Origin of the sequence: Embleya sp. NBC_00888, assembly GCF_045207655.1 — a bacterium.
Lineage (GTDB): Bacteria > Actinomycetota > Actinomycetes > Streptomycetales > Streptomycetaceae > Embleya.
Window position 1 is genome coordinate 4,814,266 of the sequence record NZ_CP108784.1, and the last position, 20,022, is coordinate 4,834,287.

The window sequence follows — 20,022 nt, forward strand, 5'->3', positions numbered from 1 at the left end:
CGGCCCTTGGGTCCCGCGGTTCCCGCTCAGCCGTTGTTCGCCCCCGGCGTGTTGCGGACCGGGAGCTTCCACGGCGGGGTGCCCAGCCGCTGGCACTTGTGCTTGTTCGCGTAGCGCGGGCACTCGCCGCCGGCCTTCTGCAACTGGTGCGAGCGGTAGGTCAGCGAACCGATGCTCGAGTCGTCCACCGGCATGATGTCGTCGGCGACCGACGAGGCGGCGGTGCCGAACAGCAGGACCATCGCGGCCAGCGCGCCGATCGTGCTCGCCATCCCGGGAGTCGTGCGCCAGCGCGCGCCGACGTGCTTGGGCTCGGCTTCCGTGGCCGGGTCCGTGCGGTGCACGACGAACCGGTTCCACAGCGACTTCAGCCGTTGCGCGGACAGGTGCACCGCCACGCCGACCAGGAGCAGCATCACGTAGGCGAGCTCGATCGAGGTGCGCGGGTAGAGCTGCACCGCCTGGTCCTGGAACATGTGCGACGCGAACCAGAAGCGCATCAGCCACGAGCTGGCCAGGCAGGCCACGAGTGCCAGCACCAGCGAGCGCCGCATGCCGAGCGCGAGCGCGACCGCGAGACCCAGCAGCAGGATCAGCATGAACACGCCGACGCCGCCGAGCTCGCCGGGCGGCGGCCACATGCCCACCTCGCCGGGCGAGTCGCCGCGCCACATCAGGAAGTAGGCCGGGTCGACCTTGGTGTCGAAGTAGAAGTAGTCGTCCTTCTCGCCGCCACCCTTGAGCAGCAGGTCCTTGATGTACAGGCCGCCGATGATCAGGAACGGGATGATCGTCGCGACCACGAAGACCATCGCCGCCTTGAAGCCGCGCTTCCAGGGCAACACCAGCAGACAGGTCACCAGCACACCGGCCGCGGACCAGACGAACCAGCCCGAGTAGGCGATCACCATCACGCCCAGCATCACGCCGAAGGCCGCACCGGTGGTCACCCGATCGCGCGTCGTCATCTGCGGTGATCGGCGCAGGACCTGGATGAACTTCGCGATGATCGGCACGAACACGACCAGCACGATCGTGGTGTAGGGCTTGACCGGCTCGTACAGCGGGATCGAGCTGGTCACGCCGATGGCCAGAGCCCACAGCGGCTGGAACCACAGGCGCCAGGCGAGGTAGGCGGCCGGACCGATCAGCGCCATGATCAGGATCTGCAGGTCCTGGAGGGCGTACGAGGTGTTCCCGTGCCGGAACACCTTCGCCCACAGCGCGAGCAGTTCCGGGAACAGCGGCGGGTACACGCCCGAGGGAATCGACTCGCCCCGGTTGATCGCCCCCGCCCAGTTCGCGAGGGTGCCCACGTCACCGCCGACGCCGTTGATCGGCCACGGCGTGCCGCGCAGACCGATCGTGGTGCCGCCCGCGACGAAGCCGGTGGCGAGTCCGGCCACGACGGCGCACGAGAGGCGCACGAACAGCGCCTGCAGGTCCGGACCGAACCGCCGGTAGGCGATCACCAGCGCCGCGATGACCAGCAGCGCGATCAGCGTCATCCGCAGTTGCAGCATGGCCAGACCGCTGACCTGGCCGATCCGGTTGATCGGGTTGACCCGGATGTTGCGAGCCCACACGGCGAACACCACCGCGGTGAGTACCGCCACAGCGCCTTCCGCACAGACCAACAGCGGGCGCCGCCACCAGGGCGCCGGCGACGAGGCCGCCGTCGTCGACAGGGTCTTCGGTGGTGAGGACGTGGGAAGGTCGGGCGACGGGGCGCACTCCACCTGGTATCTCCTTCAATGGGGCCGGGCAAGGGCCTGCCGGTCGACCCGCGGGCGATCACGCGCGGATGGACCGGCAGGACAGGAATCGAGACGTTCACAGCCCCCTCGCGGGTTGCGCGTACGGGGCGTCGACCGCGCCGGATCAGGCGCCGACGGAACCGAGCGAGTCGGTGAAGTCCTTGCAGATCGAGTACTGCGGGAGCAGCCCCGAGGAGGTCGCGTCGTCGAACGAAGGGGCCTCGGCGTCCCGGGCGGAGAGCACGGGTGCGTCGGTCTGCCAGTCGATCGCCAGCCGGGGATCGAGCGGATGCACGGTGTGTTCCCGCTCGGGGGCGTAGGTGGCCGAGCACAGGTAGACCAGCGTCGCGTCCTCGGACTGCGCGCAGAATCCGTGCCCGATGCCCTCGGAGACGTAGAGCGCCTTGCGCTCGACATCGTCCAGCAGCACGCTCTCCCAACGACCGAACGTCGGGGACCCGACCCGCAGATCGACCACGACGTCGAGCAGGGCGCCGCGCACGCAGGTCAGGTATTTCGCCTGCCCGGGCGGGACGTCGGCGAAGTGCACGCCGCGGACCACACCGCGAGCCGACACCGACATGTTGGCCTGCGCGAGGTCCAGTGGGTGACCCACGACCTTCGCCAGGTGGTCGAACCGGTACCACTCCGTGAACATGCCACGCGGGTCGCCGTGCAGGCGCGGCGTGATCTCCCAGACCCCGTCGATGCTGAGCGGGCGGATATCCATGCGAGCTTCCTCGTCAACGATTGTCGGGATTGGGGGACAGGCCCTCACCGTAGTCGAGCAGATCGAGCAAGTATTTGCCGTAGCCGCTCTTGAGCAGGGGGGTCGCGATCGCCCGTACCGCGTCCTCGTCGATGAAGCCCGCCCGCCAGGCGGCCTCCTCGATACAGCCGATCTTGAGCCCCTGGCGCTGCTCGATGACCCGGACGAACTCGGACGCCTGGACCATCGAGTCGAAGGTCCCGGTGTCCAGCCACGCCGTGCCGCGATCGAGCAGCGTCACGTTCAGTTCGTCCGCGCGCAGGTAGGCGTCGATGATCTCGGTGATCTCCAACTCGCCGCGTGCGCTGGGCTTGAGGCCGCGAGCGAACTCCACGACCCGGTTGTCGAAGAAATACAGCCCCGGTACCGCGTAGCGGGACTTGGGCCGAGCGGGCTTCTCCTCGATGGACAGCGCCCGGCCCTCGGCGTCGAACTCCACCACGCCGTAGGCACTCGGGTTCGCGACCGGGCAGGCGAAGACACGAGCGCCCGTCAGACTCGTGTGGCCGCGCAACTGCCGTCCCAGACCGACACCGTGGAAGATGTTGTCGCCCAGGACGAGGGAGGCCGGTTCGTCGCCGATGAAGTCCGCGCCGAGTACGAAAGCCTGCGCGATTCCCTCGGGCCGCTCCTGCACGGCGTATTCGAGCCGCAGGCCCAGCCGCGACCCGTCCCCGAGCAGACGCCGGAACTGCGGCTGGTCGTGCGGGGTGGTGACGACCAGGATCTCGCGGATGCCGGACATGATCAAAGTGGACAGCGGATAGTAGATCATCGGCTTGTCGAAGACTGGCATGAGTTGCTTCGAGACAGCCTGGGTCAAAGGCCACAGACGGGAGCCGGTGCCACCCGCGAGAAGAATGCCGCGCATGGCGCACACCCTACGTGGTGTGGGTGAACACCAGGTTCGGTCGGATCACGAGTGGGTCCCGAACGACTCGCGGGGTCACCGGAAAGGCTTGGGGGGCTGCGTGTAGAATCCCCTCTCTATGCAGATCTTGGTTACAGGTGGGGCCGGCTTCATCGGCTCGGAGTTCGTTCGGGGTTTGTTGTCCCGTTCGAGCGTGTCCGACACGGTCACCGTTTTGGACAAGCTTTCCTACTCGGGCAACATCGCCAACCTGGCCGGCGTCGCGGGACACCCGGGGTACACCTTCGTCCAGGGCGACATTCGCGATGCCGACGTGGTCGATCAGATCGTGCCCGGTCACGACGTCGTGGTGCACTTCGCGGCCGAATCCCACGTCGACAGGTCGATCTCCGGTGCGATGGAGTTCGTGACCACCAACGTCGTGGGCACCCAGGTCCTCCTCGACGCCGCGCGCAAGCACCGGGTGAACCGCTTCGTCCACGTGTCCACCGACGAGGTGTACGGCTCGATCGCCGAGGGCTCGTGGACCGAGGGCTGGCCGCTGGCCCCCAACTCGCCGTACTCGGCGAGCAAGGCGGGCTCCGACCTGCTGGCCCTCGCGGCGTTCCGCACACACGGCATGGACGTCGTGCTCACCCGCTGCTCCAACAACTACGGGCCGTACCAGTTCCCGGAGAAGATGATCCCGCTGTTCCTGACCAACCTGTTCGACGGATACCAGGTGCCGTTGTACGGGGACGGCGCGAACGTGCGGGACTGGCTGCACGTGGCGGACCACTGCGCGGGCATCGAGAAGGTCATGCGCCTCGGGCGTGCGGGCGAGACGTACCACATCGGTGGTGGCGTCGAGTTGACCAACAAGGAACTGACCGGCCTGCTTCTGGAAGCGTGCGGGGCGGACTGGGGGATGGTTCGCCAGGTCGAGGACCGCAAGGGCCACGACCTGCGCTACTCGTTGTCGATCCAAAAGATCCAGGACGAACTCGGTTACGCTCCGGCCATACCCTTCGACCGAGGCCTCGCGGACACCGTAGCCTGGTATAGGGCCAATCGACCCTGGTGGGAACCGTTGAAGGCCCGGGCATCCGGGGCCTGATCCGGCTCGATGGTGGACGCACCACCGCTCGCTCCGTCGCCCGATCACTTAGGTGTATGAATCCCATGACCACGTTCGACATCATGTTGCCGTACTACGGCCCCGTTTCGCTGATGCAGGCCGCCGTGCGCAGCGTCATGACGCAGTCCGATCGGGACTGGCGGCTCACCGTGGTCGACGACGGCCGCGAGGAGGGCGTCGCGGAGTGGTTCGAGGCGCTGGGCGACAAGCGCGTGCGGTACCAGCGCAACGAACGCAACCTCGGCGTCTCCGGCAACTACCGCAAGTGCATCGGTCTGGTCGAGTTCGACCGGGTGGTCCTGATGGGGACCGACGACATCATGCTGCCGAACTACCTGGAGTGCATGCGCGCGTCGCTCGCGGTGGCTCCGGACGTCGCGATGATCCAGCCGGGTGTCGAGGTCATCGACGGACTCGGCCAGCCGCTGCGGACCCTGGTGGACGGGACCAAGCGGCGGATCTACGCACCCAAGGTGGACGGCCATCGGCTGATGGGCGGCCAGGAGTTGGCCACCGGGCTGGTGCGGGGCAACTGGTTGTACTTCCCGTCGATGTGCTGGCGTGCCGACGCGCTCAAGGCGGTGTCGTTCCGCGAGGATCTGCGGGTCACCCAGGACCTCGCACTGGTCATGGAACTGCTGCTGCGCGGCGAGGAGTTGCTCGTCTCGAGCACGACCTGCTTCCAGTACCGCAGGCACGCGGCCAGCATCTCCTCGACCACGGCCGGCACCGGTGCCCGGTTCGCCGAGGAGCGCCGCTACTTCCTGGAACTGGCCAAGGTCGCCCAGGAGCACGGTTGGCCCCGCACGGCCAAGGCGGCCCGCTTCCACGTCGCGTCGCGGCTGCACGCGTTGACGCTGCTGCCGGGCGCGGTGCGTACGGGGCGCAAGGAGAGCGTGTCGAACATCGTCGCGCACGCGTTCGGTTCGGTGCGCCAGGCGCGGTGACCCGCGTCTCGGCGGCCTCGACGGAAAGAGAATCGCACCATGGCTGAACCGACCGCCGCCGCCCCGCCGGCCGTGCCCGCGCGCGTCGCCGTCCTCGGCGGCAGCGGATTCATCGGTCGCCCACTGTGCGCCGCCCTGACCGAACGCGGCCACGAGGTCGTCGCGATCGGTCGGCGCGAGCCGGCGACACCGCTCGCCGCGACCTTCGTGGCGTTGGACGTCCAGGCCACCCGACCGCAGGCCGTCGCCGAGGTGTTGGGCGAGCATCGGGTCACCCACGTGATCAACGCGGCCGGCGGCATGTGGGGGCTGAACGACGAGGAACTCGTCGGCGCGAACCTGACCCTGGTGGAGAACCTGATCGAGGCGATCGCGCTACTGACGCCGGCCCCGCGGCTGGTGCAGTTCGGCACGGTGCACGAGTACGGTCTGGTCCCGGTCGGCACGGTGCTCCGCGAGGACTCCCCGGCGCGGCCCGCGATGGCCTACGGCGAGCTGAAGTTGCGCTGCACCGAGCGGATCGGCGCGGCCGTCGCATCGCACGGCCTGGACGCGATCGTGCTGCGGGTGGGCAACGTGGTGGGCGCCGGCCAACCCGGGCACAGCCTGCTCGGCGGCGTGGCCGCGAAGTTGTCGGCGGGCGCCGGGCTCGACGAGCCGGTGCGGCTGACCTTCGCGTCGCTGGGCGCACGCCGGGACTTCGTCGACCTCGACGATGTCGTGGCCGCCTCGGTCGCCGCCGCGGAGTCGAGCGCGCGCGGGGTGGTCAACGTCGGCGGTGGTGCCGGCGTGCCCGCCCGCGAGTTGGTCCGCCTGCTGATCGAGGCCAGTGGCGTGCCGGCCGCACTCGTCGAGGAATCGCCCGACCCCGGCCCCAACGAGCAGTGGCAGTGCATGTCCCTGGAGCACGCGAGCGAACTGCTGGGATGGCGGCCGCGACACTCGCTCGGCCACGCGATGGAACGCCTGTGGGCCCACCACGCCGGCGAGCGGGTGTCCTGACCCACCGCCGCGCCGCGGACCCCGCCGGCCCGCACGGACCCCACCGGCGTCGACACACCACGAGCGCCGACACCACGAGGCCCCCGACGACGCGAACGCGTCGTCGGGGGCCTCGTGCCGTCAGTGCGCGCGGGGGTTGCCGAACGCGTGCCGGGTCAGGTTGCGCACCCCGCCCTTGTCCCCGCGGCGAACCGCCTTGGGCACCAGGGTGAGCGCGTGCAGCCGCGAGCCGATGTGGTTGCGCGCGGCGGCTGCCGCGCGGTGCCAGCCCAGCGCCTCGAAGCGCTCGATCATGCCGGTGAAGTAGGTCCGCTCGGTGACGAACCGGCGACCACTGGTGGCCGCGGCGGAGGAGTGACTGACCGCGTGCCGCCGGTAGCGGAAGCACACCGTGTCGTCGACCACCATGGTCGCGTGCAGGCACAACGCGTCGATCACCATGGCGAGGTCGTGCACCTCGTCCAGGTCGTCCGGGAAGCCGACCTTCTTGGCGATGTCGCTGCGCCAGGCCAGCGAGGGGAAGTACAGCCAGTTGCCCCGGATCAGTCCGACCGCGAGGTCCTCACCGCCGTACAGCCGGCGGCCCTGCGCCTTGGGCGCGAACAGATGCCGCTTGACCTGGTCGACGAACGGCATCGCCGGGTTGCCGGCGGTGTCGATGACCTGTACGCCGGGCTGCACGATCTTCGCGTCCGGGAATTCCCGCAGGCAGTCCCGCACGGTGGCCAGGTAGTGCGGGAGCATCACGTCGTCCCCGCCCATGAAGACCAACAGCGGGTTCTCGACCAGCGAGAGGACCTTCTGGTAGTTCTTCGTCACACCCAACCGGTGGTCGTTGCGCTGATAGTCGATACGACTGTCCTCGAGGCTCGCGAACCACTCGGGTACACCGGGTTCGGAGCCGTCGTCGGTGACGATCAGGCGCCAGTTCTGGTCGGTCTGGGCGATGACGCTTCGGACGGCTTGCTGCATCATGCCCACGTCGCCGTAGTAGGGCATCGCGACGTCGATCGTTTCCAACACCATCTCCGGATCCGAGTTGAGTGAACGAGGTGCTTCTCAGGCCTGCACGACTGTGTCGGACGGCGTTCCCCGCAGCGCGTCGTCCCGTCGGGCATCGCTCACATGGTGCCCCACATCGCGCTTTCCCAGACTCCACAGCAGGAACGCCATCATCAGCGTGGTGACCAGAGAGCCGGTCAGGTAGGCCGCCTCGACCCGGAGCTGGATCGAGCCCGGCGAGGCGGTCACCGCCACGAGCGCGGCGACGCCGACCACCCAGGACCACATCTGCTGCCGGTGGGCGCCCTGGGCCATCAGGGCCTGTCCCAGCACGAGCGCGAGCATGTAGCACAGGGTGCCCATGGAGAACCACGCGAAGTCCGCGGTGCCCAGGACCCTGGGCGCGCCGAACAGCGTCGGGACCAGCCACGGGCCGGCGACGGTGGCCACGAGCCCGCCGCCGAGCCCCAGGACCGCGACGATCCCGCAACTGCGCAGCACGAGTTGGCGGAACGCGGCCCGATTCCCGGCCGCGTGCGCGCCGGCCAGCCCCGGGAGCAGGGAGGTCTGCAGCGAGCTGAAGACGAAGAGCGGCACCCGGGCCAGCACGATCGCCGACAGCAGCGCGCTGACCAGCTCGACCTCGCCGGGTTCGAGCAGCTTGACGTTGATGACCGCGATGTTCACCACGATCTGGGACAACATCATCGAGACGATCAACAGGGCCAGGCCCTGGTACATCGCCTTCCACGGCACGGTGGTCCCCGGCAGCGCGTGCCGCAGCACCGGTCGCAGGGTGACCAGGACCGACAGGAGCGGGGCGGCGGTCAGGATCAGGCTGAACATCAGCGCCGACTGGACGTCGGCGACCCCGAGGGCGACGGCGAAGGCGATCCGCAGGCCGCCGTCGATCGCGAGCTGCGCGCCGTACTCGCGGAACAGGCCGAGTCCGGCGAGGATTCCGCGGGTGACCGCGGTCGCGGCGAGCCCGAGGAACGCACCGGCCAGCGCGATGAGCATGCTGCGCTGTCCGGCGAACAGCCGATCGGAGATCGGCACGGCCCCGGCGGCGACCACCACGAGCACGGCCAGCAGGATTGCGCCGGCGAGGATCATTCCCCGCCGCAGCACGGGCGCGGCCCCTTCGCCCCCTATTTTCCGGGCGGCGACGATTCGGGTGATCTCCTGCTCGACAGGGGTATAAAATCCATATCCCACCGAGAATGCGATCGTCCACAAAACCGATACATTTGCCATGCCGTCGGACGACAGCGTGTGGCCGGCGAGTGCGAGATGCACATATGAGGCGGCGCCCAGGACGACGACGCCGATGCCGACTCGGAGCGTGCCCGGGGGCAGGGCCCGGACGGCGCGTACTACGAGATTCACGGTGACCCGGCCGATGCGAAGTTGGGATGGATGGGGCGGCATGGGGGATCGGACCCACCCGCGTCGCCGCTCGACGGACCGCTCGGGCCCTCAGGACAGGACCGTACAGGCGATCAAGGGCGACCTACCAGGCAGCCGATCGGTTAGGATCCTCTGAGGTGATGGGCCCATAGCTTCGCGAGTCTACTGGACATACGAGGCGACAGGTTCGACCGATGATCGACCGGAGGCCGCGCGGCCGGGCCGAGTGCGCGTCGGTTCGTCCCTTCGGATTGTTGCTCGGAATAATCAGACGCGGTAGCGAAAACTCATCTCTTGGAGTGTCTGGTGCGGGACTACAGCGACGTATGGTTGGTGATTCCTGTCTTCAATGAAGATCAGGTCATCGCCCAAGTCGTCACGGATGCATCTCTAGTATTCCCGAACATTGTTTGCGTGGACGACGGCAGTTCGGACAACTCCGCCCGGGAGATCTTCGGAACCGTCGCCCATCTGGTGAAGCACCCGGTCAATCTCGGCCAGGGCGCCTCTTTGCAGACCGGAATGACCTACGCGCTTGCCCAACCCGGTGCCCGGTATTTCGTCACCTTCGACGCGGACGGGCAACACCGTGTCGAGGATGCCCAGGCCATGATCGAACGCCTGCGCGTGGGTGATGTCGACGTCGTGCTCGGATCCAGATTCCTGGAATCCACCACGGAGATCCCCAAGATAAAGCGAATCGTTCTGCGCACCGTCGCGGCGTTGAGTCTCACGTCGCGCAAACTCCGCTTGACGGACGCGCACAACGGACTGCGCGTCTTCAATCGAGAGGCTGCGGCGCAGTTGCGCATCAGCATGAACGGAATGGCGCACGCGTCGGAGATCGTCGGTTTCCTGGCGCGCTCGGGTCTGCGTATCACGGAGATGCCCGTCTCCGTGATCTACACCGAGTACTCGAAAGCCAAGGGTCAATCACTCATCAATGGCGTGAACATCCTCTTTGACATGTCGGTTCGGCAGCGGGGTAAATGATCGTATGTTGATCCAGGGAATTCTCCTCCTCGGTGCCGCGGGCCTGCTGGCCCTGTTCGTCATCCAGTGGGACCAGGTGCGTACCCGGGCCTGGAAGCGCATCGCGTTCCTGTTGTTCGTCGGTGTGAACGCCTACGCGGTGATTCGTCCCTCCGACACCACGTGGCTCGCGCACAAGGTGGGCGTCGGTCGTGGAACCGACCTGATCCTCTACGGCCTCGTAGTGGGTGTCGCCTTCATGGCGATGAACACCTTCATGCGGTTCCGGTCCCTGGAGAAGAAGATCACCGACCTCGCGCGCAGCGTGGCCATCCGCGAGGCGCAGTTGCTCAACGCGAATCGGCCGCCGGCGCCGGCTCGGGTCGAGCTCACGGAGGGTGCCGAGCCGCCGGAGGTCGCGGAGGTTCCGGCCTCCGAGCACATCTCGACCAGCTGATTCGATTTCTCGGGCGGACGATCGGGCCGCGCCGCACGCACACGGAAGTGGACCCGAGTCCGAAGATGGTCGTATCGCGCAGGAATGTGTTTGTCGGTGGTTGTGCTCTCGCGCTCGGTGGCGCGGGTGCGATCGGGGCGGTCGAGTTGTTCGACCGGGGCGGGACCGCGAAGCCGCGGCCCGTCCGCCCGGCGCCCGCGGGCGCCGGCGCATCGAGGGTGCTCAACGTGGTCGCGCACCACGACGACGACCTGCTGTTCCTCAGCCCGGAGTTGCTGGACAACCTGGCGGCGGGAGCCGTGCTGCGCACGGTGTACTTCAACGCCTCGGACTACGAGGACTATCCGAAGTACATGAAGGATCGCGAGGCGGGTCTGCGCGACGCCTACGCGCAGACCGTGGGTGCCAAGCCCGGCGAGTGGAAATCGCAGCCCTACGACATGGGCGGCGTGCGCGCGACGTTGTGGACGCTGGGGGATCGGGTGTCGATACTCGAGACCCGGATTCCGGACGGCTTCATGCGCACTCCGCTCGGTGCGAAACGCATGTGGGGTCTGTACGCCGACAACACCCGGATCGCCACCCGCCCCGGGGACGCTTTCCCGGCCCAGGAGTTCGACCGCGACGGCCTGGCCGCCTTTCTGCGCGGGGTGCGCGACGAGTTCAAGCCGGATCGGGTCAACACGCTGGATCCGACCTCCGATCTCCAGGGCGACCCGGATCCGGTGGGCGGATTCCACCAGGATCACGTGGCCGTGGCCCGCATGGTGATGTACGCCCTGGAGCAGGACGTTCCGGCGTCGCCCGTCATATATCACCGCGACTACACGATCCAGCAGGAACCGCCGAATCTGAGCACCGAACAGGCGGCGAGGAAAAAGCAGGCATTCACCATCTACACCGAATACGACGCGGACGCCAAGCGCAGCAAGGTATACGGTCCGTGGCTGCACAAGTCCTATCTCGCGAACGCCGCGTGGCGCCGTGATCTCGTGCTCCCGATGCCGGTTCCCGATCGGGTCGCCCCGATCGCCGGACATCCCTATCTGGGGCCGCGATATCGCATCCGCAATCGCGGCAACGGGCTGGAGTTGACCGTACGCCCGGAAGCCGACGCGCCGTTGACCGCCGCGGCGGCCAAGGGCCACGAGGGCACCGTGTTCCGGCTGGCCGGTATCCGGTACGGCTGGGGACTGCTCCCGGTCGCGGTCGACCGGATCGTGGCGATCCCCGGCGCCGCCACGACCGCCGATTGTGTGCCCCGGTTGGCCGCACGGGCCCTGGACCCGGCGCAGGCGCTGCGCGTGCACGGCGATGTCGCCGGCGGATTCGGCCTGCTGTTCGCGCATTCCGGTATGGCGCTCACCGGAGCCCGCGCACCGGGCGGAGATGTATTTCAGGCACCGCCCGGCGGCGGGGACGCCCAAAAATGGGACTTCGTCAAGGTCTGAATTCGGCTCGTTTATGCCATGCGATATCCTTGCCCGGCCCAGGACGTGTGTTTCACCCGGACCGAACGAGGATTCGTGACCGTCTCAGACAGCGCGCGGACGACCGCTCCACCGATGGGTTCGGTCGCCTCGCCGGGCCCGCCTCGACCCCGTGGATCCGGAAGGGTGGTGCGAGCAATGCTGATCCTGCTCGCGGCCCTGGCGCTGTCCTGGCTGGTGCCGATCGCCGCCTACGCGGCCCACGTCGCGGTCGTGTTGCCGGTGCTCTTCGTCGGCCTCGTGGCGTCGTTGCTGCGCTCGGGGCGGACCGTGACGGACCGGCTGGTCATCGCGTTCGCCCTGGTCACAGGCGCGACCTGCCTGGCCGGGCTGGTGTTCTCGGTCTGGCCGTGGGGTCTGCACCCGGTGCCGGTGGCCGGTGTCGGCTTCAGTGCCGTGTCGATCGTGGCGGTGGTCGCCGGCCGTCGCCCGGCGCTGCCGCGGATCCTGGCCTCGGGCGATCTGGTGACCGCGGCGCTGACCGCGGCGGTCACCTTCGGAACCGTTTATCCCTACCTCGGTCGCGGCCTGGTCGGTCGGCTGTCCCTGGTCGCGGTGGCCGAGGACCTCGGCCGGCATTTCGCGCTCTACGACACGATCAGGACCGCCGGTGGTTACACGTTCCTGAATCGTTCGGAAACGCGAACCGGACTGACGAATGAACTTTTCGGTTATCCGCAGGGCAGCCACTTCGGGATGAGTCTGTTCGACAACTTCCTGCGTTCGAGCACCGCCGCGGGTTCCGGCACGACCGCGTTGAACCATTTCGTCTACTTCTACGCGGCCACATTCGTCTTCCTCGTCTTCGCGGTTTTGTGGTCGATGCGCTGGATCGCCGGACCCGCGTTGTCGACGTGGCGCTATGTCGTGGTCGGCGGCGCCGCCGCCGCGTACCTGTACTTCGGCGACGGCATGTCGATGTTCCTGCGCGGGTTCCCGAGCGAGTTCGTCGGGCTCGGCCTGCTCGCGCTGATGGTCGCGGTCACCACCCGACCGCTTCCCCGGCTGCGCGAGCAGATGTGCGTGCTGGCCGCGCTGACCACCGGATTGTCCTTCACCTACTACCTGTTCCTGCCGCTGGCCGGCGTGCTGCTCCTGGTCTGGGTGGTCGGCAACCGCAAGCGACTGTGGGCGCAGCCGCTGTGGACCGTCGGCGCGGTCGTGGTCACCGCGGTCGGCGCGCTGTACCTGCCGATCCTCAACAGCGAGTCGGTGAAGTCGGATTCGTTGAACGCGGGCGGCGGGATCAGCCCCACCATCCGACACCTGATCGTGATCCTGGTCTTCGTGACCGCGCTGGGTCTGGCCTCCCGGTCCGCGTGGCGCCACCCGGTCCGGCGGATGGCGATCCTGTGGCTGGGCGGCGCGACCGGGATCGTCGCGCTGATGTACCTCTACCAGAGCCGCATCCTGGGCGAGACCTCCTACTACTACGAGAAGTTGCTGCACCAGTTGATCGTGGTCGGCCTGGTCTGCCTGGGCGGTACCTGGTTCGTGGCGCCGAGATGGCGGCCCGGCCACTTCGCCGCCCGCTCGCGGGTCGCCGAGCCGTTCACCCGTCCACTGACCGCGAGCGTGCTGGCGCTGTGCGTGGTGGTCTCCATCGGCTACAACGCGAACCCCGACCGCGAGGTCTGGCGCAAGCCGCCGAAGGATCTCAGCTGGGGTGTGGGCTACTTCGAGAAGAAGATGGACCAGCCCAGGCTGGCCCAGTTGATCCTGGCCGTGACGAAGGCCCAGCCCAAGCCCCAGGGCCACGCGACGATAGTGCAGATGAAGAACGACTGGCAGGCCAACTACTACGGGACGCTGTGGGTCGACGTGCTCTCGCGCAACCTCGGCACCGCGTGGCAGACCAAGCCCACCTACGGCAACCAGGAGACGCCGGAGCAGCTCACCCAGCGCATCGCGGTCAAGTTCGCCAAGCTGCCGATGCGCGTGGTCACCGACGACCCGGTGACCCTGGCGACCCTGCAGACGTTGCGACGGGACCGCCCCGATCTGCGGCTGGAAGTACTGTTCAGCAACCCCACCCGGTGCACCTACGACTTCAAGGCCCAGCCGATGCTCAAGCCCGGCGAGCGTCTCGCGCCGGTGCCGCGGATCCCGTTCCCCGCCAACGGCTGCAAGAGCCCGCAAGACGCGCCCGACAGGAAGTGACATGAGCGAGCCCCTCGACCCCCGGGTCTGCGTCGTCGTCATCGTGTACAACGACGCGGACCGACTCGCCGAAGCGGTGCGCTCGGCCCTGGCGCAGGGCGAGGTGGTGGGCGAGTTGGTGATCGTGGACGACGCCTCGACCGACGCCACGCCCGAGGTGTGCGCGCGGCTCGCGGCCGAGGATCCGCGAGTGCGGATCGTGTGCCGGGCGGACAACAGCGGTGGGTGCGGCTCCCCGCGCAACGACGGGGTGCGCGCCGCGCGCGCCGCTCGGATCGTGTTCCTGGACAGCGACGACGTGCTGCCGCCCGGCGCGGTGGCGGTGCTCTCGGCCGCCGCGGACGCGCACGACGCCGAGGTCGTGGCCGGGCTGTGCGTACGCCGGGAACTGCCCAGGGTGCGCGATGTGCCCTGGCAGCCGCGGTTGTTCACGACCGCGGCCGTGCACGCCGACCCGGAGCTGCGACCCGAGACGGTGTGGGACACCCTCTCGGTCAACAAGCTCTACGACCGGGCGTTCCTGCTCGAGCACGACATCCGCTTTCCCGACGGCGCCGCGCACTACGAGGACTTCGTGTTCACGGCGCGCGTGTACGCGGCCGGGCCCCGCCTGGCGGTGGTGCCGGACCACGTCTACACGTGGCACGTGCGCCGCGACGGCGGCGACCCCTCGATCTCGCTGCGCCGGGACCGGGTGGCCAACTGGCTCGACCGGCTCGACGCGCACCGACAGGTCGTGGACATCTTCACCGAGGCCGGCCGCCCCGCGCTGCGGGCGGCGGCGCTGACCAAGTTCCTCGAGCACGATCTGCGGCTGTACCTGCGGGACCTGGGCGCGCGCACCGCCGAGTACCGGGACGAGTGGTGGCGCGCCTGCCGGGCGCACCTCGCCTCCTTCGAACCCGAGGCGTTCGCGCGGGCGTTCCCCACCGCGCGGTGGGCGGCGGCCGTGATCGCCGCACACGAGACGCCCGCGGGCGTCGCGCGGCTGGCCGAACTGGCGGCCGAGCCGCCGCGCCTGATCGGCCCGTACCCGGAGCACGCGGGCACGCCGGTGTGGGACGAGGCCGGGCCGAAGGTGGTCCTGGACGCGCTCGCGGAGATCGCGCCCGCCGACCTGCCCGCGGTCGTGGAGGCGAGCGTGCGCGGCACGGTCGGCACCACACTGGACGTCACCGTGCACGACCTGTACGGCCGGCTCGCGGCGGCCGGTCCGGTCCGGCTCGACCTGGAACTGCGCGATCGGCACGGCGTCGAGGTCCGGGCCGTGGGCGTGCGCGAGGGGCTGCTGCGCGCTCTCGCGGACGCGTCCGGCTGGTCCACGACCGTCACCGTCGAGGGAACCGTGCTCGCCGGCGCGGAGCCCTTCACGGTGTGGGACGTGTGGGCCCGGGTGCACTTGGCCGAGGGCCCGCCGCTGGTCACCAAGGTCCGGGCCGGGACGGGCCTGGGCCGCCGGTTGCGCCCGGACCTGCGGCACGGAGTCGCGTTCGTGCAGTTCTACCGGACCGCGAGCCGCTCGCTGGCGATTCGCCATGCGGGCGGTGGGGTCGGTGTGCGCGAGGTGCTGGGCGCCCGGCTCCGCCGCCGCCGGGCGTCGTGACCCGACCGACTCGATCCGCCCGACCGACTCGATCCGCCCGGCGGGGTCGACCCGCCGGGCGGGCTCACCGGTAGACGTAGTCGAAGATCTGCTCCCAGCGCTCCAGCACCGCCTCCGGCGCGAACCGGGTGACGTCCTCGAGCCCCTGCTTGCCGAGCCGGTCGCGCAGGTCGCGGTCGCGGATCAGGCGCTCCAGCGCGGCGGTGAACTCGTGGGTGTTGCCCCGCGGCACCAGGAGACCGTTGCGCTCGTGGGTGAGGATCTCGCGCACACCCGGCGCGCAGTCGAACGCGACGCTGGGCACGCCCATCGCCATCGCCTCCATCAGCGAGATCGGGAAGCCCTCGGCGCGCGAGGGGGCGACGAACACCGAGGCCTCGCGCAGCGCGCCCTCGACATCGGCGGTCTGCCCGGCGAACTCGACGGTGCCGGTCAGGCCCAGCGCCGCCGCCTGGGCGCGCAGCCGGCCCTCCTCGGGACCCGACCCGTACAGCCGCAGCCGCCACTCGGGATTGCGTCGGGCCACCTCGACCCACGCCTCCAGGAGCAGGTCGTAGCCCTTCTCGAAGGAGAGCCGACCCAGTCCCACCACCAGCGGATCGGCCCGCTCGGAGAACGTCCGCGGCCTGATCGGCAGCGGGTTCGGCAGCACGTCGACGTTGTTGAGCCCGTCCCGGCTCCACGCGTCCGCGTCCTCGACGGTGAGCAGCAGCAACCGGTCCACGTCGGCGAACCAGCGGCGCACCCGGCGCGCGCGCGAGGAGTTGGCGGACGCCTCGAACGACTCGTGGCTCATCCCGATCACCCGCAGCCCGGAGGTGTCCGCGAGGGCGACCCACTCCATCGCCCAGACCTGCGGCGCGATCACTATCGCGCCCGGCCGGGCCGCGCGGAACAACGCCGTCAGCCGGTCGGCGGCCTGCCGCATCGACGCCTTGCGCAACATCTCGCGGCGTTGCGCGCCGACGTTGAGCCGATCCCGCACGGTGCGCGGACCCCAGGCCGACGGCGGGTGCACGCGGTGCAGCACGCTGGTGCGATACGGCAGATCACGGCCGTAGTCGTGCACGGTCTCCGGGTGCACCACTCCGATCAGGTGCACCGTGTGCCCACTCGCCTGGAGCATCCCCGCCGTGTGGTGCGCCCAGCGCTGGAGCCCGCCGAGTTCCTCGATGTTGTTGCAGACGATGAAGATGTCGCGCGGTGTGCGCGTCACGATTGCCTCGCTCACTGCTGCCTCGCTCACTGCGCGCCCCCGGTCGGGAAGAAGCGCGCGACGATCTCCTTGGCGGCGGTGCCCCGGTCGTATTCGCCGTAGGACTTCACGAACGCCCGGCGCCGGTCCGCGTAGCGCTCGCGCATGCCCTCCACCTCGCGCATCGCCGCGAACAGCGCGTCCTGGTCGCCGGCGAGCGGCCCGGGCGCCTGCTCGGCGAGTTCGAAGTAGGCACCGCGCGACTGCCGGGTGTAGGCGTCGTAGTCGTAGGTGTAGAACACCATCGGCCGATCCAGCAGCGCGTAGTCGAACATCAGCGACGAGTAGTCGGTGATCAGCACGTCGGCCAGCCGCAGCAGCGGCGTGACGTCGTGCGTGGTGGACGCGTCGCGCACGTCCGCCGCCAGCGACGGCGGCAGTTCCACCTCGTCCAGGTAGTGCGTACGCACCAGCAGCACGAACTCCTCGCCCAACTCCGCGACCCAGCGCTCGAGATCGAACGGCATCTCGAAGTCCTCGTCCTCGCCGCGCGGTCGGAACGTCGGCGCGTACAGCACGATCCGGCGCGGATCGTCGACCAGGCCCAACTCGGCCCGCAGCGCCTCGACATCGGCGGTCCCGGCGTCCTTGTCGGCCAGCGCGTCGTTGCGCGGGTAGCCCACCCGCAGCGGTTCGGCGCGCAGCCGGTAGGCGGCCATCAGCGTGTCGACGTCGTGCTCGGAGCGGACCACGAAGTAGTCGAAGCGGTCCACGCCCTTTTGCAGCCGGGCCTGCGCCGCGGCGTCGGACTGCTTGACCGAGGGCATGTCGAAGCCCATGCGCTTGAGCGCGGAGCCGTGCCAGGTCTGGATGTACGTGGTGCCGGGATTCTTCACCGCGTCACCCAGCACGCCCTGGTTGTCGATCCAGAACTCGGCCTGGGCGAGCGCCTTGTAGTGCGCCCACGAGCCGCGTTTGACCAGCGTGGCGTCCTTGGGGAAGCCCGCCCGGCTCTCCGCGTAGACCCACACCGCCTCGAACCTGGCACCGGAGCGCCGCAGTTCCTCGTGGATGTAGCGCGGGTTGTCGCTGTACCGCAGGCCGAGGTGGCTCTCGAAGACGACCAGACCCTTGCGCACCGGCAGCTTGGCCAGCGCGGTCCGGGCCAGTCGGAACGCCTCCCGCTTGCGCGCCCCGGTCCGGGTGATCTGCTTGCGGGCGGTGGCGACCAGCTTGTGGCCGAACGGGCTGTCGGCGGTCCGCAGCACCAACTCGCGGCCCTTGCGCGCGATCGCGCCCTCGTGCGTGATGGTGAAGGACAGGTGCCCCTTGTCCGTGATGAACGGGACCACGTGGTCGCCGACGGCCTTGCTCAGCCGGGGCCGGATCGGGATCCGCCGCGCGTCCTCGGGCAGCGAGGTGGCGAAGATGCGACTCGTGGTCACCACGCCGTCGACCGTCAGGTCCATCCGCACGTCCCACACCGGGTCCAGCACCCCGACCGGGTGCAGGGTGCGGGTGAGGTCGACGGTGGTCTCCCACACCAGGCCCTCGGGCGTGTGCCGGACCGAGTCCACCGGGACGTGCACCGTGGTCATCGCGAGCTTCTTGCGCCGGGAGCGGAACTCCAGGCGGGCGGAGAGCTTCGCGGTCGGCGCGATCCGGTCCAGCGGATTGACGATCAGCCCGGCGAGGCGGAGCGAGCCGCCGGTGGAGGAGTAGTGCGTCAGGTCGTTGCCCAGCCAGACCAGGTTCAGCGGCTTGGACCAGGTCACCAGGTCGGTGACGTCCAGGACCGCGCGACCGAGTTCGTCGTCCAGGTGCTCCGCGCACCAGTAGACCCGGCCGTCCCGCCGGTGCAGCGGCGCGCACACCTTGGTGCGGTTGAGCACCATGTCGATCGCGGTGAGCAGGTTCGGCCAGTCGTCGCGCAGCACCAGATACGCGGCCAGCGCCGGGATGTGCTTGGCCTGGCGGAACGCGCGCGGGTCCAGCGTGGCCAGGTACTCCTGGGCCATCGGGATGAACTCGCGACGGAATTCCTCGGTCTGGAACGGCAGGCCCCACAGGTAGAGCACCAGGTCGTGCTGGAGGAACTTGATGTCCTTCCGCAGCTTCAGCGCCCGATGTTCCTCGCCGTGCAACTCCTCGTCGATCCGGCGGTGGATGGTCAGCCGGTCGGCGAAGTTGCGCAGCTCGCCGCGGCGGTTGGAGATCGAACGCACCTTCGCGTCCTCGACCACCCGCCACTGGTAGACGGTGTTGGGGATCAGCGTGATCCGGTTCGCCGCCAGGTAGGCGCGGGCCGAGAACAGCAGGTCCTCGTAGTGCAGGCCCTCGGGGAAGCGCAGTTCGTGCTCGTCCAGGAAGGCGCGCCGGTAGCACTTGTTGGTGGACAGCGTGTCGTAGAGCAACTCCGGGCGCTCGTCCAGCGAGTCGAGCACCGCGCGTTCCGCGTACAACTCCGGGTACCACGGGGTCTGCTTGCCCTTGCGGCTCTCGTGCACGCGCACGCACAGCCCGGAGATCAGGTCCGACCCGGTCTCCTCGGCGGCCACCAGCATGTTCTTGCACGCGTGCCGGTCCAGCGTGTCGTCGCTGTCCAGGAACATCACGAAGGTGCCCCGGGCCTGGTCGATGCCCTCGTTGCGGGGTCGGCTGCATCCGCCGCTGTTGTGCGGCAGCCGGATCGCCCGCACCTTGTCCGGGTGCTCGGCCGCGAACCGCTCCGCCACCGCGAAACTGTCGTCCGTACTGGCGTCGTCGACGATCAGGATCTCGAGGTTGTCCAGCGTCTGACGCAGCACCGAGTCCACCGCGCGCGGCAGTCGGGCCGCGTCGTTGTAGACGATCACGATCACGCTCACGTCGGGTGCGCGAGACACACTCATGCGGCCACCTCCGCGGGCGGGGTTCGGGAACGGTGCTTCGAGCTTAGTCAGGCTGCGGATCGCCGGGCCAATCCCGGTCGCGGGACGCCGCACGCCGGGCGGCGGCACATCCACGGGGCTCGACGGGACGGACACGGGACGGACATCGGACGGACAATGGAGGCGTGAACGCGGGTGTGCGCGGTTCGCCCGGCGGCCTCGCGAGGGCGGCCGGAAATCGGTTCTCGCTCGCGGGTGGCGGACGACGGCGGATGATCCGTTAACCTGTCTCGTTGTTTCGGGGAACTCCCCACACCCTCCGCTCGATCGGCGTTGCTGCGGCGATTGCTCAAAGGAGTGATGGCGCCTGTCCACTGCCCTGGTCGTCACAGAGCCCACC

The 20,022-nt window shown here is 69.2% G+C and carries 15 protein-coding genes; 8 read left to right on the forward strand and 7 right to left on the reverse strand.

The genetic code is table 11. From position 1 onward, the window contains the following. Positions 1 to 26: 26 nt before the first annotated feature. The 3 genes from OG948_RS20305 to rfbA all read right to left on the reverse strand — a co-directional run bounded on the left by OG948_RS20305 (position 27) and on the right by rfbA (position 3,397). Positions 27 to 1,616 (reverse strand): hypothetical protein, encoded by a 1,590-nt coding sequence (locus OG948_RS20305; RefSeq protein ID WP_406297878.1) that lies wholly within the window; start codon positions 1,614 to 1,616, stop codon positions 27 to 29. Positions 1,617 to 1,881: 265 nt separating this feature from the next. After that, positions 1,882 to 2,487, reverse strand: a complete 606-nt coding sequence (locus OG948_RS20310) for a dTDP-4-dehydrorhamnose 3,5-epimerase family protein (protein WP_395864455.1) — start codon at positions 2,485 to 2,487, stop codon at positions 1,882 to 1,884. Between the two features lie 13 nt (positions 2,488 to 2,500). Beyond that, positions 2,501 to 3,397 carry a glucose-1-phosphate thymidylyltransferase RfbA gene (gene rfbA / locus OG948_RS20315; RefSeq protein WP_406297879.1) on the reverse strand — a complete coding sequence of 299 codons (897 nt, stop codon included), beginning with the start codon at positions 3,395 to 3,397 and terminating at the stop codon, positions 2,501 to 2,503. Between the two features lie 118 nt (positions 3,398 to 3,515). On the opposite strand from rfbA, the gene rfbB reads away from it, so the two are divergent. The 3 genes from rfbB (at position 3,516) to OG948_RS20330 (ending at position 6,463) form a co-directional block, all read left to right on the forward strand. After that, positions 3,516 to 4,493, forward strand: coding sequence for a dTDP-glucose 4,6-dehydratase (rfbB, locus tag OG948_RS20320; protein WP_406297880.1), 978 nt, complete (start codon positions 3,516 to 3,518; stop codon positions 4,491 to 4,493). A gap of 65 nt (positions 4,494 to 4,558) precedes the next feature. Next, complete coding sequence (locus OG948_RS20325; RefSeq protein ID WP_406297881.1) at positions 4,559 to 5,461, forward strand: glycosyltransferase family 2 protein; 903 nt, start codon at positions 4,559 to 4,561, stop codon at positions 5,459 to 5,461. Positions 5,462 to 5,500: 39 nt separating this feature from the next. Then, positions 5,501 to 6,463, forward strand: a complete 963-nt coding sequence (locus tag OG948_RS20330) for an NAD-dependent epimerase/dehydratase family protein (RefSeq protein WP_406297882.1) — start codon at positions 5,501 to 5,503, stop codon at positions 6,461 to 6,463. 120 nt (positions 6,464 to 6,583) lie between these two features. On the opposite strand, the gene OG948_RS20335 is transcribed toward OG948_RS20330, so the two are convergent. Next, positions 6,584 to 7,489, reverse strand: coding sequence for a glycosyltransferase family 2 protein (locus OG948_RS20335; protein WP_406297883.1), 906 nt, complete (start codon positions 7,487 to 7,489; stop codon positions 6,584 to 6,586). A 33-nt stretch (positions 7,490 to 7,522) separates the two neighbouring features. Further along, complete coding sequence (locus OG948_RS20340; RefSeq protein ID WP_406297885.1) at positions 7,523 to 8,854, reverse strand: lipopolysaccharide biosynthesis protein; 1,332 nt, start codon at positions 8,852 to 8,854, stop codon at positions 7,523 to 7,525. 327 nt (positions 8,855 to 9,181) lie between these two features. Between OG948_RS20340 and OG948_RS20345 the strand changes: the two genes are divergently transcribed. From OG948_RS20345 to OG948_RS20365, 5 genes are all read left to right on the forward strand, one after another. Next, the gene (locus OG948_RS20345; protein ID WP_406297886.1) at positions 9,182 to 9,868 is read left to right on the forward strand and encodes a glycosyltransferase family 2 protein; all 687 of its coding nucleotides are present in this window, start codon (positions 9,182 to 9,184) and stop codon (positions 9,866 to 9,868) included. Between the two features lie 4 nt (positions 9,869 to 9,872). Continuing rightward, positions 9,873 to 10,304: a DUF2304 domain-containing protein gene (locus OG948_RS20350; protein ID WP_395864440.1), complete on the forward strand. Its 432-nt coding sequence runs from the start codon at positions 9,873 to 9,875 to the stop codon at positions 10,302 to 10,304. Positions 10,305 to 10,531: 227 nt separating this feature from the next. Then, complete coding sequence (locus tag OG948_RS20355; RefSeq protein WP_406297887.1) at positions 10,532 to 11,755, forward strand: hypothetical protein; 1,224 nt, start codon at positions 10,532 to 10,534, stop codon at positions 11,753 to 11,755. 165 nt (positions 11,756 to 11,920) lie between these two features. Next, positions 11,921 to 13,954: a hypothetical protein gene (locus OG948_RS20360; RefSeq protein ID WP_406297888.1), complete on the forward strand. Its 2,034-nt coding sequence runs from the start codon at positions 11,921 to 11,923 to the stop codon at positions 13,952 to 13,954. Between the two features lies 1 nt (position 13,955). Beyond that, a complete protein-coding gene (locus OG948_RS20365; RefSeq protein WP_406297890.1) occupies positions 13,956 to 15,557 on the forward strand; it encodes a glycosyltransferase family 2 protein in 1,602 nt (533 codons plus the stop codon). A gap of 64 nt (positions 15,558 to 15,621) precedes the next feature. Here the strand turns inward: OG948_RS20365 and OG948_RS20370 are convergent, their stop codons facing one another. Continuing rightward, on the reverse strand, positions 15,622 to 16,788 hold the full coding sequence (locus OG948_RS20370) for a glycosyltransferase (protein WP_406297892.1): 1,167 nt from the start codon (positions 16,786 to 16,788) through the stop codon (positions 15,622 to 15,624). Between the two features lie 11 nt (positions 16,789 to 16,799). Next, a complete protein-coding gene (locus OG948_RS20375; protein ID WP_406297894.1) occupies positions 16,800 to 19,643 on the reverse strand; it encodes a CDP-glycerol glycerophosphotransferase family protein in 2,844 nt (947 codons plus the stop codon). Positions 19,644 to 20,022: the final 379 nt, after the last annotated feature.

Bases quoted from the DNA above. Each gene is read 5' to 3' on its own strand.
- OG948_RS20310 (WP_395864455.1), bottom strand. From the start codon at position 2,487: ATGGATATCCGCCCGCTCAGCATCGACGGGGTCTGGGAGATCACGCCG.
- rfbA (WP_406297879.1), bottom strand. From the start codon at position 3,397: ATGCGCGGCATTCTTCTCGCGGGTGGCACCGGCTCCCGTCTGTGGCCT.
- rfbB (WP_406297880.1), top strand. From the start codon at position 3,516: ATGCAGATCTTGGTTACAGGTGGGGCCGGCTTCATCGGCTCGGAGTTC.
- OG948_RS20325 (WP_406297881.1), top strand. From the start codon at position 4,559: ATGACCACGTTCGACATCATGTTGCCGTACTACGGCCCCGTTTCGCTG.
- OG948_RS20330 (WP_406297882.1), top strand. From the start codon at position 5,501: ATGGCTGAACCGACCGCCGCCGCCCCGCCGGCCGTGCCCGCGCGCGTC.
- OG948_RS20335 (WP_406297883.1), bottom strand. From the start codon at position 7,489: ATGGTGTTGGAAACGATCGACGTCGCGATGCCCTACTACGGCGACGTG.
- OG948_RS20350 (WP_395864440.1), top strand. From the start codon at position 9,873: ATGTTGATCCAGGGAATTCTCCTCCTCGGTGCCGCGGGCCTGCTGGCC.
- OG948_RS20365 (WP_406297890.1), top strand. From the start codon at position 13,956: ATGAGCGAGCCCCTCGACCCCCGGGTCTGCGTCGTCGTCATCGTGTAC.
- OG948_RS20375 (WP_406297894.1), bottom strand. From the start codon at position 19,643: ATGAGTGTGTCTCGCGCACCCGACGTGAGCGTGATCGTGATCGTCTAC.